We start from the raw sequence: 13,916 nt of genomic DNA, 5'->3' as shown, positions 1-13,916 counted from the left end.
CTCATGGCGAGCGTAGCCGCGAGGCGGCGGGCGGGGATCCGTTTCGCTCTTGATGGGATCGAGAGTCGGAATCGCTCTCAAGAGTGCTGGTGCAGGTGCTCGTCGAGCTGCGCGCTCGAGGTGAGCGCGCCCTCGGTGTACAGCTCGAGAACCGGCAGGGTCTGCTCCTCGGCGAACCGACGGCTCACGGACGCGAGGTCGGCGTCGTCGCCGTCGGGGCGCAGCAGGATCGTGAGCAGGAACGAGCCGAGCCCGCTCAGCGCCATGTAGCGGGCTCGCGCGCGCTCATCGCGACTCGGTCGCATGGCGCCCTGCTCGACGCTCGCGGAGGTGTGATCCTCGGTGTCGGCCACGATCTGGTCGACGACATCGTGGCCGAGATCGCTGCCCTCGAGGATCGAGTGCACGACGTAGATGATCAGCGGCGCGTACTCGTCGTGCTGAGCGAGCGCGGCGAGCAGGTGCCCGCCCGCGGCCTCGCCGGCGTGCTGGGTCCGCGCCGCGCGGATCCACTCGAGAACGTAACGATCCGTCGCCTCGCGCAGCCCCTGCTTGGATCCGAACCTCTTCATGATGAGCGCGGCCGATACGCCCGCGTCCGCGCCGATCCCGCGCAGCGGCGCGTCGAAGCCCTCGACGGCGAAGCGCATGACGGCGGCGTGGACGATCGGGTCGTTGTCCGGGGTGCTCATGCGCTCTAGGGTAAACAGGTGTTCACCCGGTGTGCAAGGCTGGTCAGTCGATCCCGAGCTCGCGGCGAAGGCGGGCGACGTGGCCGGTTGCCTTCACGTTGTACTTCGCGAGGGTAATCGCTCCTGCCTCGTCGATCACGAACGTCGAGCGGATGACGCCCTGGATCACCTTGCCGTAGTTCATCTTGTCGCCCCAGACGCCGTAGGCGAGGTGAACGGCTGTATCCGGGTCGCTCAGGAGCGGGAATGCGAGGCCATCGCGCTCGGCGAACTTCTTGAGCTTGGCCGGCTCGTCGCGCGAGATGCCGACGACCTCGTAGCCCGCGCCCTTGAGCGACGCGATCGAGTCGCGGAAGTCGCAGGCCTGGGTCGTGCACCCCGGCGTCATCGCGGCCGGGTAGAAGTACAGCACGACCTTCTTGCCGCGGAAGTCGGCGAGGGAGACGCTCCGACCGTCCTGGTCGAGCAGCGTGAAGTCGGGGGCAGCGGATCCGGATTCGAGGCGCGTGGTGGTCATCTCATCGAGCCTATCGGCCGCGGGTGCGGGGCAGTCAGAGCTGACGCTCAGCACAGCATCCAGATGTCGGCCTGCGGGTCGGCGATGCGCCCATCGGTGAGCATCTCGAGGAACTCATCCGGGTCGACCCCGGCGTCCTGATCCTCGCAGCGCCTACCGCACACATGCGGCAGTGACCTCGAGACCGGCCCCCACAACCCGGCGTCGTGGATCTCTTACCGGTCCCGGGCATAGACGCGCCGGTCTTTGGCCTCGTGGTCGCGGGCGATCTGTTGACGTTCGGCCCGGGCCGCGTGTGGGGTTTCGTGGAAGAACACCCGACTGATCGGCTCATCGGTGACAACATGCCCGGCAGGCGTCGTGAACACGACCACCCCGTCGGCGGTCTGGGTCACCGTCCATCCGGCTTGGTGTTTCATCTGGTGATGCGCCGGACACAGCGCTTCGAGGTTGTCCAGGCGGGTGGGCCCGCCGCGGGCATAGTCGTGCCCGTGATCGATGTCGCAGGATCGCCCCGGGATCTCGCATCCGGGGATCCGGCAGGTCATATCTCGCGCCATCACCGCCCGCCGTTGCGGGGTGGTGGGCCGGTAGTGATCGACCGCCTCGATCGTGCCCGATTCTGGGCGGATGAAGATCCGTTCCCACCCTGCCGTGTTCCCGGCGAGGATCCTCGCCGTGTCGGCGTCGATCAGGGTGCCATCATCCAGCCACGCCGCACCGATCCCGCCCTCAGGGTCGGTCTCGGGGTCGATCAGGTGCGTCACCGGGATCGTGACCTGCACGCCCGCCCGAATCTGCCCGAGGCCCGCACCAGTGCCGGAGGCGAACAGCTCATGCCCTCCCGGTTCCGACGTCAGCAGCACGTCGAGGAGCAGATCGGTGCGCACCTGCGGGAGCGTGCGCTGGTCGCTGGCCGCGACGACTTCCGGATCCGTGCCGTCCCGGCCACCGGATACCGGCGCCATCCAGCCCTCTTCGGGGAGTTCGCCGTGTGCGCGTTCGTAGGCGCGGCGGGCACGGGCGCGGTCTTTCTTGATCTCGCGGGCCATCTGATCGACCCGGTCGAACACCGATCGCACCTCTATCGTCGGACCGCACACCAGCAGCTCACTCATGCCGGCACCCACGTCGCGGATCGTGACGTGCCGGTGGGCTCGGGCATCGGCGTGCCGTTCCCGGAACGACCGGGAATCCACGTCAGCGGCCTGCTTGTCCAGCACCTTCCCGAGCTGGCGGGCCGTGCGCTGCTCACCCAGGGCGAGGGCCCCGTGGTCGAGCGAGGCCCGTCCGCCCGCATCCAAGGGAAGGCCGGCTTTGACGACCTGTTCCGCGTGCCGCAGGGAAAGCCTGCCCTCTTGGAGGGCGGCGAGGGTGACGGGGCAGTCATCGTGGATCTGTTCGGCCATCGCGAGCCGCGCCCGGGCCTCGGCCGGGCCGGTGTGCAACGCGATGCCGGCCTGCGCGGCGAACGAGCGCCGCGCGTCCTCACGCGCACGCGACCCCGAAAGCGACGCGGCCGCCTGCGCATCGGAGAGCCGGCCGAGGCGGGCGAGGAGGTCCACGACGTGGCCCTCGATCATCGCCGCCGCCCGCCGCGCATCGGCGAGCTCATCGAGCACGGCGCGAGCCTCGACGGCCTGCTCGGGCGTGAGCCCCCGCAGCTCGTCTTCGAACTCGTCCTCGGTCACGCCCTCATTCTATCGTAGATAACTACGAAAAAATAGAGTGAACAATCAAGAAAACAAGCACTTACATTCGAATCGTCAGTGCTCCGCGCGCCCCGCGAAAGTCTCCAACAGCCCCTGCAGCGACGCGACGCGGGCGGGGGAAGCTTCGCTCGACTCGTTGATCGCGCAGTCCGGGGCATCGGGCAGGTGCGTGCACCCGCGCGGGCACTCCTCCGCGATCTCGGCGAGGTCGCCGAACGCGCGCAGGATGTTCTCCGGATCCACGTGCCCGAGCCCGAACGATCGCACGCCCGGGGTGTCAATCACCCAACCGGATCCCGCGGGTCCGCGGTACCGCAGAGACACCGTCGACGATGACGTGTGGCGCCCGCGCCCCGTGACGAGGTTCACATGCCCCGTCGCACGCTTCGCCTCGGGCACGAGCGCGTTCACGAGCGTCGACTTGCCCACGCCCGAGTGCCCGACGAACACGGTCGAGTGCCCGGCGATCGCCGTTCCGATCTCGTCGACCGGCATCGCACCCTCCGCTGATAGGAACACGCGCAGGCCGTCGATCCCCTCGAAGTTGCGCAGGAACTCCGTCGGATCCGCGAGGTCGGTCTTCGTGACGACCATCAGCGGGCGGATCCCCGCATCGAGCGCCGCGACGAGGTATCGGTCGACGAGTCGGGGGCGCGGCGGGGGATCCGCGGCCGCGACAACCACGAGCATCTGATCGGCGTTCGCGACGATCACGCGCTCGACGTTGTCCGTGTCGTCCGCCGAGCGCCGCAGCAGCGACGAACGATCCTCGATCCCGACGATGCGGCCGAGGGTGCCCTCGTCGCCGGATGTGTCGCCGACGATCCTCGCGCGATCGCCCGTGACGATCGGCGTGCGGCGCAGCTCGCGCGCCCGGGACGCGGTGACGGGATGCTCCGTCGGCTCGTCCTCGTCGATCAGCACGCGATAGCGCCCGCGATCGACCCCGAGCACGCGCCCGATGACGGCGTCATCGTGCTTCGGCCGGATCTTCGTGCGCGGCCGATTCGCCTTGGGATTGGGGCGCACGCGCACGGTGGACTCGTCGTAGAGGTCGTCGTCCTCGTCGGTCTCGTCGTCGTCCCACCAGCTCACGGGCGGACGCTCACTCCAGGCCGGCGAGCATGCGCTGCCACAGCCAGACGAACTGCGGCATGGTCTTGCCCGTCGTGCCGATGTCGTCGACGACGATGCCCGGCGTGCGCAGCCCGATGAGCGCGCCCGTCGTCGCGATGCGGTGGTCGTGGAACGACTTCCACTCGCCGCCGTGCAGAGGGGCCGGAATGATCCGGATGCCGTCCTCGAGCTCCTCGGCGCCGCATCCGATCGCGCGCAGGTTGGACGTCAGTGCGGCGATGCGGTCCGTCTCATGCGTGCGGATGTGGCCGATTCCGGTGAACGTCGACGGCTGGTCGGCGAGCGCCGCGAGCCCGACGAGCGTGGGCGTCAGCTCGCTGACGGCCGAGAGATCGAGATCGACCCCGTGGATCTGTCGCCCGCCCGTGATCGTCACCGCGCCGCCGCGTCGCGTCACGCGCGCGCCGAGCAGCGAGAGGATCTCGGTGAGGTGTCCGCCTGGCTGTGTCGAGCGCGCGGGCCACGACGGAACCGTCACGGATCCGCCCGCGACCATCGCCGCGGCCAGGAACGGGGCGGCGTTCGACAGATCCGGCTCGATCTCGACCGTCTTGCCGCGCGGGGTCGTCGCCGGGACGATCCACTCGCCGGGGGACGGGTGCTCGACGTGCACGCCGCGGTGCGCGAGCCTGTCGATCGTCATGTCGATGTGCGGCACGCTCGGCAGGCGCTCGCCCGTGTGCTTCAGGTGCAGGCCGACGTCGAACCGGGGCGCCGCGAGCAGCAGGCCAGACACGAACTGGCTCGACCCCGACGCGTCGATCTCGAGCTCGCCGCCGCGGATGTGCCCGTGGCCGTGCACCGTGAACGGCAGGCTCCAGGATCCGCCGTCGTCGATGTCGACGCCGAGGTCACGGAGCGCCTTGATCATGGTGCCCATCGGGCGGTGCAGGGCGCTGGCATCGGCCGTCATGTGCACATCGCCCTCGGCGAGGCCGAGGAGCGGGGCGACGAAGCGCATGACCGTGCCGGCCTGACCGCTGTCGATCTCGCATCCGCCGGTGAGCGCGCGGGGCGGCGTCACCTCGACGTCCTCGCCGAACGGGCTCTCGCCCGGCACGCGATCGACCCGCACGCCGAGCGCGCGGAGGGCATCGCCCATGCGATACGAATCGACCGAGTGCAGCGGCGCGCTCAGGCGGCTCGGCGCGTCGGCGAGCGCGGCGAGGATCAGCTCGCGGTTCGTCAACGACTTGGATCCCGGCACCGTGACGGTGGCCGCGAGCGGCGCGTCGGCAGTGGGCGCGGCGAACGATCCGCGCGGCGCTTCGGTCGGCGGGGCGGACTCGAGGGAATACCCGTGCATGGTCATCGCGTTCCACCTTAGTGAAGGATGAGAGGCGGTGCCGAATGGTTTCAGCGACGTGTGTTGCGGTAGATCCGCAGGTGCGGTACGAGCCCGTAGACGTAGGGTGGTTCTCGATGGACGACATCGACACCACTTCCCGCGACGATCCCCGAAGCCAGTTCGAGGATCAGGCTCTTCCGTTCATGGACCAGCTGTACGGCGCCGCCATGCGCATGGCCCGCAACCCGCAGGACGCGGCCGACCTCGTGCAGGACACCTTCGTGAAGGCGTTCGCCGCGTGGGACCGCTTCGAGCAGGGCACGAACCTCAAGGCCTGGCTCTACCGGATCCTGACGAACACGTACATCAACGGGTACCGCAAGAGGCAACGCGAGCCGTACCAGAGCGCGATCGACGAGCTCGAGGACTGGCAGCTCGGAGGCGCGGCCTCGACGACAGCGACGAGCCACCGCTCGGCCGAGGCCGAGGCGATCGACCGCATGCCGTCGTCGGCCGTGAAGGACGCGCTGCAGGAGCTCAAGGAGGATTTCCGGATGGTGGTGTACCTCGCTGACGTCGAGGGCTTCGCCTATCAGGAGATCGCCGACATCATGGAGACGCCGATCGGCACCGTGATGAGCCGCCTGCACCGCGGGCGCAGACAGCTGCGCGAGAAGCTGAAGGATTATGCCGCTGAACGAGGGATCGTCGCGGCTCAGACGGGAGCGAAGAAGTGAGCGATTGCGGGTGTGAGAAGGCACGCGCCGATCTCGAGGCGTTCGTGCGGGGCGAGGAGAGCTTCTGCCAGACCGCCCAGGCCGAGATCCGGGAGCACATCGAGAGCTGCCCCGGGTGCCAGAACGAGGCGACCGTCGCGCGCACGCTGACCGACGCCGTGCACCGGGCCTGCAGCGATGAGGCGGCGCCGGACGATCTGCGGCTGCGCGTGATCGCGAGCCTTCGGGATGTGCAGGCCGAACCGCACTGATCTGCGTCATAGGGTGGTCGGGTGAATTCATTCGACGCTCGAAACTGCCCGACTGACCAGGCCTCGCGCGAGGCGCTCGCATCGCGCGGCCTCGAGTATCGGGTCATGGTCGGCGACGAGCGCGCCGACTTCCGGAAGGCCGTCATGCGCGGCTTCCTCGACGGCGAGCCGACGGCGGCCGCGCTGGCCGAGGCGGACGGTCAGCCGGACTCCCGGTCGATCGGCGTGTTCGACGGATCCGCCGTGCAGCCGCTTCCCGTGGCGACCGTCAAGTCGTGGGTGACGCCGCTGACGGTCCCGGGAGGCGAGCTGCCGATGTGGGCGATCAGCGCCGTCACGGTCGCGGCCACGCACCGCCGTCGCGGGATCGCTCGGGCCATGCTCGAGGGCGAGCTGCGCGCCGCGAAGGCCGAGGGGCTCGCGATGGCCGGGCTGACAGTGACGGAGGCGACGATCTACGGGCGCTACGGATTCGCATCCGCGGCCCCCGTGTCGACCGTGAAAATCAGTGCGAAGCTCGCGGGGTGGCGGGCGCCCGAGCCGGCCGCGCGGATCCTGTTCGTCGATCGCGAGCAGCTCGCGTCAGACCTCGGCGAGCTGCACGAGCGCACGCGCGCCGATCGCATCGGCGACATCGCGGGCTGGAACCGCCGGTGGCAGCAGCACGCCGGGCTCGACGCGGGCGCCGAGAATCCCGAGAAGATCCGCGGGGTGCGGGCCGTGGACGCGGCGGGGGAGACCGTCGGATCCATGGCGTACCGCCTCGTGGAGGGCGCCGACTATCGGCGGCACACGCTGAGCGTGCGGCACCTCGTGGCGGCGACGCCCGATGCGAGGGCCGCGCTGTGGAAGTTCGCGATCGAGCACGACCTCGTCGAGACGATCGAGGCGTACAACCAGCCGATCGATGACCCGCTGCCGTGGCAGGTCAGCGACGCGAACATGGTCGAGCAGCGCGTGTCGGAGCACGGCTGGCTGCGCATCCTCGACGTGCCGGCGGCTCTTGAAGCGCGGCGCTTCGAGGGCGGGTTCGGCGTGCGCATCGCGGTGACGGATCCGCTGGGCATCGCCGACGGGTCCTGGACCGTCGCGCAGCTCGGAGCCGACGGCGTGCGCGTCGAGCCGCTCGCGGACGGCGCGGAGGCCGACGTGACGCTCGACGTCGGGGCGCTGTCCGCGGCGTACCTCGGCGCCGTGCGCCTCGAGACCCTGCAGGCGGCGGGGCGGGTCACGGGATCCGCCGACAAGATCCGCGCCCTGTCGGACGCCCTCCGCGCCCGCGCCTTCCCGCACCTCTCGATCGTCTACTGACCCTGCGGGTCAGCGGCGGCGCTGGCGCTCCGTCGCATCGTTGACCTCGCCGACGAGCTCCTCGAGGATGTCCTCGAGGAACAGCACGCCGACGGTCCGGCCGTCGGACGCGCGCACGTTCGCCAGGTGCCGCCCGCGTTCGCGCATCAGCGCGAGCGCATCCTCGAGGTCGGTCGTCACGCTCACGGGCACCATGTGGTGGACCCGCTTCGACGGAATCGGATCGTCCGTGCGCTCGTCGGGCGTGCGCAGGATGTCCTTCAGGTGCACGTAGCCCACGGGTGCACCGGACTCGTCGACGATCACGTACCGCGAATACCCGTGGATCGCCACGGCCCGCACGATGTCCGACGGCGACGCCGTCTCGGGCAGCGTCACCAGGTGCTCCAGCGATACCGCGATATCGCCGGCCTCCTTGTCAGTGAACTCGAGCGCGGCCGCCACCGTTCCGGACGGATCCTCGAGAACGCCCTCGCGCCGGGACTGGCTCACGATCGTCGCGACCTCGTCGAGCGTGAAGGTCGAGTTCGCCTCGCTCTTCGGCTCGACGCGGAACAACCGCAGCACGCCGTTCGCGATCGTGTTCAGCATCCACACGATCGGGTGGAACACCTTCGAGACCCACACGAGCGGCGGGGCCAGGATCAGAACGGCGCGGTCGGGCACGCTGAACGCGATGTTCTTCGCGACCATCTCGCCGAACACGACGTGCAGGTAGGACACGAGCAGCAGCGTGATGATGAACGAGACCGTATCGACCGCGGCCTCGCCGAGGCCCGTCAGGCCGAGCGGCGTCATCAGCAGGTGATGCAGCGCGGGCTCGGAGACGTTCAGGATCAGCAGCGAACAGATCGTGATGCCCAGCTGGCTCGTCGCCAGCATGGCGGTCGCGTGCTCCATCGCGTACAGCGCGGTCTTCGCCGCACGGGATCCGTTCTCGGCGCGCGGCTCGATCTGCGAGCGCCGCGCGGAGATGACGGCGAACTCGGCGCCGACGAAGAACGCGTTGCCGACCAGCAGCACGACGAGCCATGCAAGTCCAGCCCAGTCACTCATCGCTCTGCCTCCTCGGCACCGGCGGGCAGGGGATCCGGAGTGAACCTCACGCGGTCGACCCGTCGGCCGTCCATGCGCACGACCTCGAGGGTGCCGCCCTCGATATCGACGCTGTCGCCGACGGCGGGCACGCGCTCGAGGGCGCTCATGACGAAACCGCCCACCGTGTCGTAGTCGTCGGACTCGGGCACCTCGACGGCCGCGCGCTCGCGGGCCTCGTCGGGGCGCAGCTGCGCCGGGAAGGTGAGCGACCCGACGTGCTTGACGACGCCGGCGCGGCGGCGATCGTGCTCGTCCGCGACCTCGCCGACGATCTCCTCGACGAGATCCTCGAGCGTGACGACGCCCGCCGTACCGCCGTACTCGTCGACGACGACGGCCATCTGGTAGCCCTCGCGGCGAAGCTCAGCCAGCAACTGGTCGAGGCCGACGGTCTCGGGCACGCGCAGCGCATCGGTGCGCAGGGCGCCGACCGGCACGTCGGACCGCTTCTCGCGCGGCACGCTCACGGCCGCCTTGAGATGAACGATGCCGACGACGTCGTCGAGATCCTCGTCGTAGACGGGGAAGCGGCTGTGCCCCGTCTCGCGGGCGAGGTCGATCACGTCATCGGCCGATTCGCCGACCGCGATCGCGTGCATGCGCGGCCGCGGCGTCATGACGTCGTCGGCCGAGAGCCGCGCGAACCGCAACGAGCGATCGAGGAGCGTCGCGGTGTCCTTCTCGAGTATGCCCGCGGTGGCGCTGCGGCGCACGAGGCTCGACAGCTCCTCGGCGCTCCGCGCGCCGGACAGCTCCTCTTGGGGCTCGATGCCCACGAGGCGAAGGATCCCGTTGGCGCTGCCGTTGAGCGCCTTGATGGCGGGGCGGAAGACGGTCGTGAAGGCGATCTGCGCCGGTGCGACGAGCTTTGCCGTCGCGAGCGGCAGCGCGAGCGCGAAGTTCTTCGGCACGAGCTCGCCGAGGATCATCGACAAGAACGTCGCGATGATCATTCCGATGATGGTCGCGACGGGGGCGATGAGTCCCTCGGGCATCCAGCCGGACATCACCGGCGACAGCAGCCGCGACAGCGCGGGCTCCATCGTGTAACCCGTCAGCAGCGTGGTCAGTGTGATGCCGAGCTGCGCCGACGACAGGTGCGTCGAGGTGTGCCGCAGTGCGGAGATCGTGAGGGCCAGGCGAGTTTCTCCTCGAGCCTGGCGGGCCTCGAGATCAGCACGGTCGAGATTGACGAGCGAGAACTCGCTGGCCACGAAGATACCGGTGCCGATGATGAGCAGGAGTCCGACTCCCAGCATGATCCAGTCCATCACGACTGCGACGCACCATCCCCTCGATCGGGGTGCGGATGTCGACGCGGTTCGGCGGTACTGGGGCTGCTACTCGGGGGGTCGTCCATAGTCTCTCGATCATAGGGCAAACCATCACCGCGTCGCCGTGAGTTTCACAAGTACGGAGCGTTAGGGTTGTAGGACGATCGCGTCGAGCTGTCGGCGCGAGCTGCGAGCAACATTCATCGATGAAAGTGGGCGATCTGACCGTGTCGAGTCAGGTGACGGGTGTCGGTACGTCGAACGAAGGGGAATTCGGGGCCAACCAATGGCTGGTCGATGAACTCTTTCAGCAGTACAAGGTCGACAAGAACTCGGTCGACAAGGAGTGGTGGCCGGTGATGGAGCAGTATGCTGCCCAGTCCGCAGGAGCCGCCGCTCAGCCCGCAGAAGCACAGCCGCCGTCGCCCAGCGTGACGAAGCCGCAGACCCAGCCGGTCCGCGTCGCGAAGACGACCGCGAGGCCCGCGTCCGAGGCGCCGATTCCGGCACAGCCCGTCGCGAAGAAGGCCGAGGCCGTCGATGACGGGGTCGAAGACAAGGTCACACCTCTCCGAGGCCTTCCGAAGACGCTCGCGAAGAACATGGATCAGTCGATCTCGGTTCCGACCGCGACGAGCGTGCGCACGATCCCGGCCAAGCTGATGATCGACAATCGCATCGTCATCAACAACCACATGTCGCGCACCCGCGGCGGAAAGGTGTCGTTCACGCACCTCATCGGCTGGGCGCTGATCCAGGCGTTCAAGGCGTTCCCGAGCCAGAATGTGTACTACGCCGAGATCGATGGCAAGCCGAGCGTCGTCGCTCCCGCTCACGTCAACCTCGGCATCGCGATCGACCTGCCGAAGCCCGACGGCACGCGCGCGCTCATGGTTCCGAGCATCAAGAAGGCCGAGACGCTGACGTTCAACGAGTACCTCGTGGCGTACGAGGATCTCATCAAGCGCGCCCGCGCGAACAAGCTCACGGCCGCCGACTTCGCGGGCACGACGGTCTCGCTCACGAACCCGGGCGGCATCGGCACGGTGCACTCCGTGCCGCGCCTGATGCAGGGCCAGGGTTGCATCATCGGCGCCGGTGCGCTCGATTATCCGGCCGAATTCGCCGGGTCCAGCCAGAAGACGCTCAACGAGCTGGCGATCGGCAAGACGATCACGCTCACGAGCACCTACGACCACCGCGTGATCCAGGGTGCCGGGTCGGGCGAGTTCCTCAAGGTCGTCCACCAGCTGCTCGCCGGCCAGGAGCGCTTCTACGAGGACATCTTCGCGGCGCTGCGCATCCCGTACGCGCCGATCCGCTGGAATCCCGATGTGTCGGTCGACCTCTCGGAGCGGATCGACAAGACCGCGCGCGTGCAGGAGCTCATCAACGCCTACCGCGTGCGCGGCCACCTCATGGCCGACGTCGACCCCCTGGCGTACGTGCAGCGCGAGCACCACGACCTCGAGATCGAGTCGCACGGGCTGAGCTTCTGGGATCTCGAACGCGAGTTCGTCACGAACGGATTCGGCGGACGCCGCCAGGCGAAGCTGCGCGACACCCTGGGCCTCCTGCGCGACACGTACTGCCGCACGATCGGCATCGAGTACATGCACATTCGCGACCACACGCAGCGCGAGTGGTTCCAGCAACAGCTCGAGCGCCCCTACGAGAAGCCGCACCACAACGAGCAGCTGCGCATCCTCAGCAAGCTCAACCAGGCCGAGGCGTTCGAGACGTTCCTGCAGACGAAGTACGTCGGCCAGAAGCGCTTCTCGCTCGAGGGCGGCGAATCGCTGATCCCGCTGCTCGACCGCGTGATCGACGGCGCGGCGAGCGACGGCATGAAGGGCGCCGCCATCGGCATGGCGCACCGCGGTCGCCTCAACGTTCTGACGAACATCGCCGGCAAGACGTACGGCGACGTGTTCAGCGAGTTCGAGGGCGCGCTGGCCGGCAACAAGCGCGGATCCGGCGACGTCAAGTACCACATCGGCACCGAGGGCGTCTTCCACGGTTCCGACGGCAACGACATCGACATCCACCTCGCGGCCAACCCATCGCACCTCGAGACCGTCGACGGCGTGCTCGAGGGCATCGTGCGCGCGAAGCAGGACGAGTACGAGAAGGGCTCCTTCCCCTGGCTCCCGATCCTCGTGCACGGCGATGCAGCCTTCGCGGGCCAGGGCGTCGTCGTCGAGACCCTGCAGATGTCGCAGCTGCGCGCCTACCGCACGGGCGGCACGATCCACGTCGTCGTCAACAACCAGGTCGGGTTCACGACCCTGCCGCAGGACGCTCGCACCTCGATGTACGCCACTGACGTCGCCAAGACCATCGAAGCGCCGATCCTGCACGTCAACGGCGATGACCCCGAGTCGGTCATCCGCGCCGCGGAGCTCGCGTTCGCGTACCGCCAGCGCTTCAAGGCCGATGTCGTGATCGACCTCATCTGCTACCGCCGTCGCGGCCACAACGAGGGCGACGACCCGTCGATGACGCAGCCGCTGATGTACGGCCTCATCGAGGCGAAGCGCTCGGTGCGCCGCCTCTACACCGAGTCGCTCGTCGGTCGCGGAGACATCACGGAAGAGGAGTACGAGGCCGCGAAGGCCGACTTCCAGGATCGCCTCGAGGTCGCGTTCGCCGAGACGCACGCCGCTGAGACGGGCACGATCCCGGTCATCACCCCGGAGCAGCTCAAGCCCGAGATCGAGGGCGAGCCCGACGAGACGGGCGTCGGCACTGCGGTCGTCGAGCAGATCGGCGACGCGCACGCGAACATCCCCGATGGCTTCACGGTGCACGCCAAGCTCAAGCAGCTGCTCGACAAGCGCCTGCAGATGAGCCGCGAGGGCAAGGTCGACTGGGCCTTCGGCGAGCTGCTGGCGTTCGGATCCCTGCTGCTCGAGGGCACCCCTGTGCGCCTCGTCGGCCAGGACGCCCGTCGCGGCACGTTCGTGCAGCGCCACGCGGTCTTCCACGACCGCGTGAACGGCCAGGAATGGCTGCCGCTGTCGAACCTCGCCGAGGACCAGGCGCGCCTCAGCGTGTACGACTCGCTGCTCAGCGAGTACGCGGCGCTCGGGTTCGAGTACGGCTACTCGGTCGAGAACAAGAACGCGCTGGTGCTCTGGGAGGCGCAGTTCGGCGACTTCGTCAACGGCGCCCAGCCGATCATCGACGAGTTCGTCTCGGCGGCCGATCAGAAGTGGGGCCAGAAATCGGGCGTGGTCATGCTGCTCCCGCACGGCTACGAGGGCCAGGGCCCCGACCACTCGTCCGGGCGCATCGAACGATTCCTGCAGCTGTGCGGACAGGACAACATGACCGTCGCGCGTCCGTCGACGCCGGCGTCCTACTTCCACCTGCTGCGCCGTCAGGCGTATTCGCGCCCGCGCCACCCGCTCGTGGTCTTCACCCCGAAGGCGATGCTGCGCCTGCGCGGTGCGACGAGCGAGGTCGCCGACTTCGCGAGCGGTTCGTTCGAGCCCGTTCTCGACGACGAGCGCGGCATCGACCGCAGCAAGGTCACGCGCGTGCTGCTGCAGTCGGGCAAGCTGCACTGGGATCTCGCGTCCGAGCTCGACAAGCAGCCCGACCCGTCGATCGCCCTCGTGCGCCTCGAGCAGTTCTACCCGGCCCCGGTCGAGGAACTGGGCCGGATTCTCGCGCAGTACCCGAACGCGACCGAGTTCGTCTGGGTGCAGGATGAACCCGAGAACCAGGGTGCATGGCCGTTCATCCAGCAGTGGATCTCCGGGGCCGTCGGCCAGACGCTCTCGGTCGTCGCGCGTCCGGCCGCGGCCGCGCCGTCGACCGGCTCGTCGAAGGTGCACGCCGTCGAGCAGGCCGACCTGATGAAGCGCGCGCTCGCGCACTGATCGCACGCGAAA

11 protein-coding genes are annotated in these 13,916 nt (G+C 68.8%); 4 read left to right on the top strand and 7 right to left on the bottom strand.

Annotated features, from left to right (window positions below; all coding sequences use genetic code 11):
• Positions 1-77: 77 nt before the first annotated feature.
• The 5 genes from G510_RS15310 to aroA all read right to left on the bottom strand — a co-directional run bounded on the left by G510_RS15310 (position 78) and on the right by aroA (position 5,370).
• A complete protein-coding gene (locus tag G510_RS15310) occupies positions 78-692 on the bottom strand; it encodes a TetR/AcrR family transcriptional regulator (protein ID WP_036321905.1) in 615 nt (204 codons plus the stop codon).
• Between the two features lie 43 nt (positions 693-735).
• Positions 736-1,209, bottom strand: a complete 474-nt coding sequence (gene bcp / locus G510_RS0104125; protein ID WP_029152594.1) for a thioredoxin-dependent thiol peroxidase — start codon at positions 1,207-1,209, stop codon at positions 736-738.
• A gap of 215 nt (positions 1,210-1,424) precedes the next feature.
• Positions 1,425-2,900: an HNH endonuclease signature motif containing protein gene (locus tag G510_RS0104115; protein WP_029152593.1), complete on the bottom strand. Its 1,476-nt coding sequence runs from the start codon at positions 2,898-2,900 to the stop codon at positions 1,425-1,427.
• Positions 2,901-2,975: 75 nt separating this feature from the next.
• On the bottom strand, positions 2,976-4,016 hold the full coding sequence (rsgA, locus tag G510_RS0104110) for a ribosome small subunit-dependent GTPase A (protein ID WP_029152592.1): 1,041 nt from the start codon (positions 4,014-4,016) through the stop codon (positions 2,976-2,978).
• Positions 4,017-4,026: 10 nt separating this feature from the next.
• Positions 4,027-5,370 (bottom strand): 3-phosphoshikimate 1-carboxyvinyltransferase, encoded by a 1,344-nt coding sequence (aroA, locus tag G510_RS0104105; protein ID WP_029152591.1) that lies wholly within the window; start codon positions 5,368-5,370, stop codon positions 4,027-4,029.
• 110 nt (positions 5,371-5,480) lie between these two features.
• Between aroA and G510_RS0104100 the strand changes: the two genes are divergently transcribed.
• The 3 genes from G510_RS0104100 to G510_RS0104090 are packed head-to-tail and all read left to right on the top strand — an operon-like array spanning position 5,481 to position 7,645.
• Positions 5,481-6,083: a sigma-70 family RNA polymerase sigma factor gene (locus G510_RS0104100; protein WP_211219154.1), complete on the top strand. Its 603-nt coding sequence runs from the start codon at positions 5,481-5,483 to the stop codon at positions 6,081-6,083.
• Positions 6,080-6,334: a zf-HC2 domain-containing protein gene (locus G510_RS0104095; RefSeq protein WP_029152589.1), complete on the top strand. Its 255-nt coding sequence runs from the start codon at positions 6,080-6,082 to the stop codon at positions 6,332-6,334. Before G510_RS0104100 ends, G510_RS0104095 begins: the two co-directional genes overlap by 4 nt.
• A gap of 21 nt (positions 6,335-6,355) precedes the next feature.
• Entirely contained in the window at positions 6,356-7,645 is a 1,290-nt protein-coding gene (locus tag G510_RS0104090) for a GNAT family N-acetyltransferase (RefSeq protein WP_029152588.1), read from the top strand.
• A gap of 9 nt (positions 7,646-7,654) precedes the next feature.
• Here the strand turns inward: G510_RS0104090 and G510_RS0104085 are convergent, their stop codons facing one another.
• Together G510_RS0104085 and G510_RS0104080 are read right to left on the bottom strand one after the other, a co-directional pair.
• On the bottom strand, positions 7,655-8,701 hold the full coding sequence (locus tag G510_RS0104085) for a hemolysin family protein (protein ID WP_029152587.1): 1,047 nt from the start codon (positions 8,699-8,701) through the stop codon (positions 7,655-7,657).
• The gene (locus G510_RS0104080) at positions 8,698-10,014 is read right to left on the bottom strand and encodes a hemolysin family protein (RefSeq protein WP_029152586.1); all 1,317 of its coding nucleotides are present in this window, start codon (positions 10,012-10,014) and stop codon (positions 8,698-8,700) included. The genes G510_RS0104085 and G510_RS0104080 overlap by 4 nt, the downstream gene beginning before the upstream one ends.
• Before the next feature lie 230 nt (positions 10,015-10,244).
• Here G510_RS0104080 and G510_RS0104075 point away from each other — a divergent pair, with 230 nt between their 5' ends.
• Positions 10,245-13,904 (top strand): multifunctional oxoglutarate decarboxylase/oxoglutarate dehydrogenase thiamine pyrophosphate-binding subunit/dihydrolipoyllysine-residue succinyltransferase subunit, encoded by a 3,660-nt coding sequence (locus G510_RS0104075; RefSeq protein WP_029152585.1) that lies wholly within the window; start codon positions 10,245-10,247, stop codon positions 13,902-13,904.
• The last annotated feature ends 12 nt before the right edge of the window (positions 13,905-13,916 follow it).

It is taken from the genome of Microbacterium gubbeenense DSM 15944 (assembly GCF_000422745.1).
Lineage (GTDB): Bacteria > Actinomycetota > Actinomycetes > Actinomycetales > Microbacteriaceae > Microbacterium > Microbacterium gubbeenense.
This window is presented reverse-complemented; position numbering and strand designations above follow the sequence as displayed.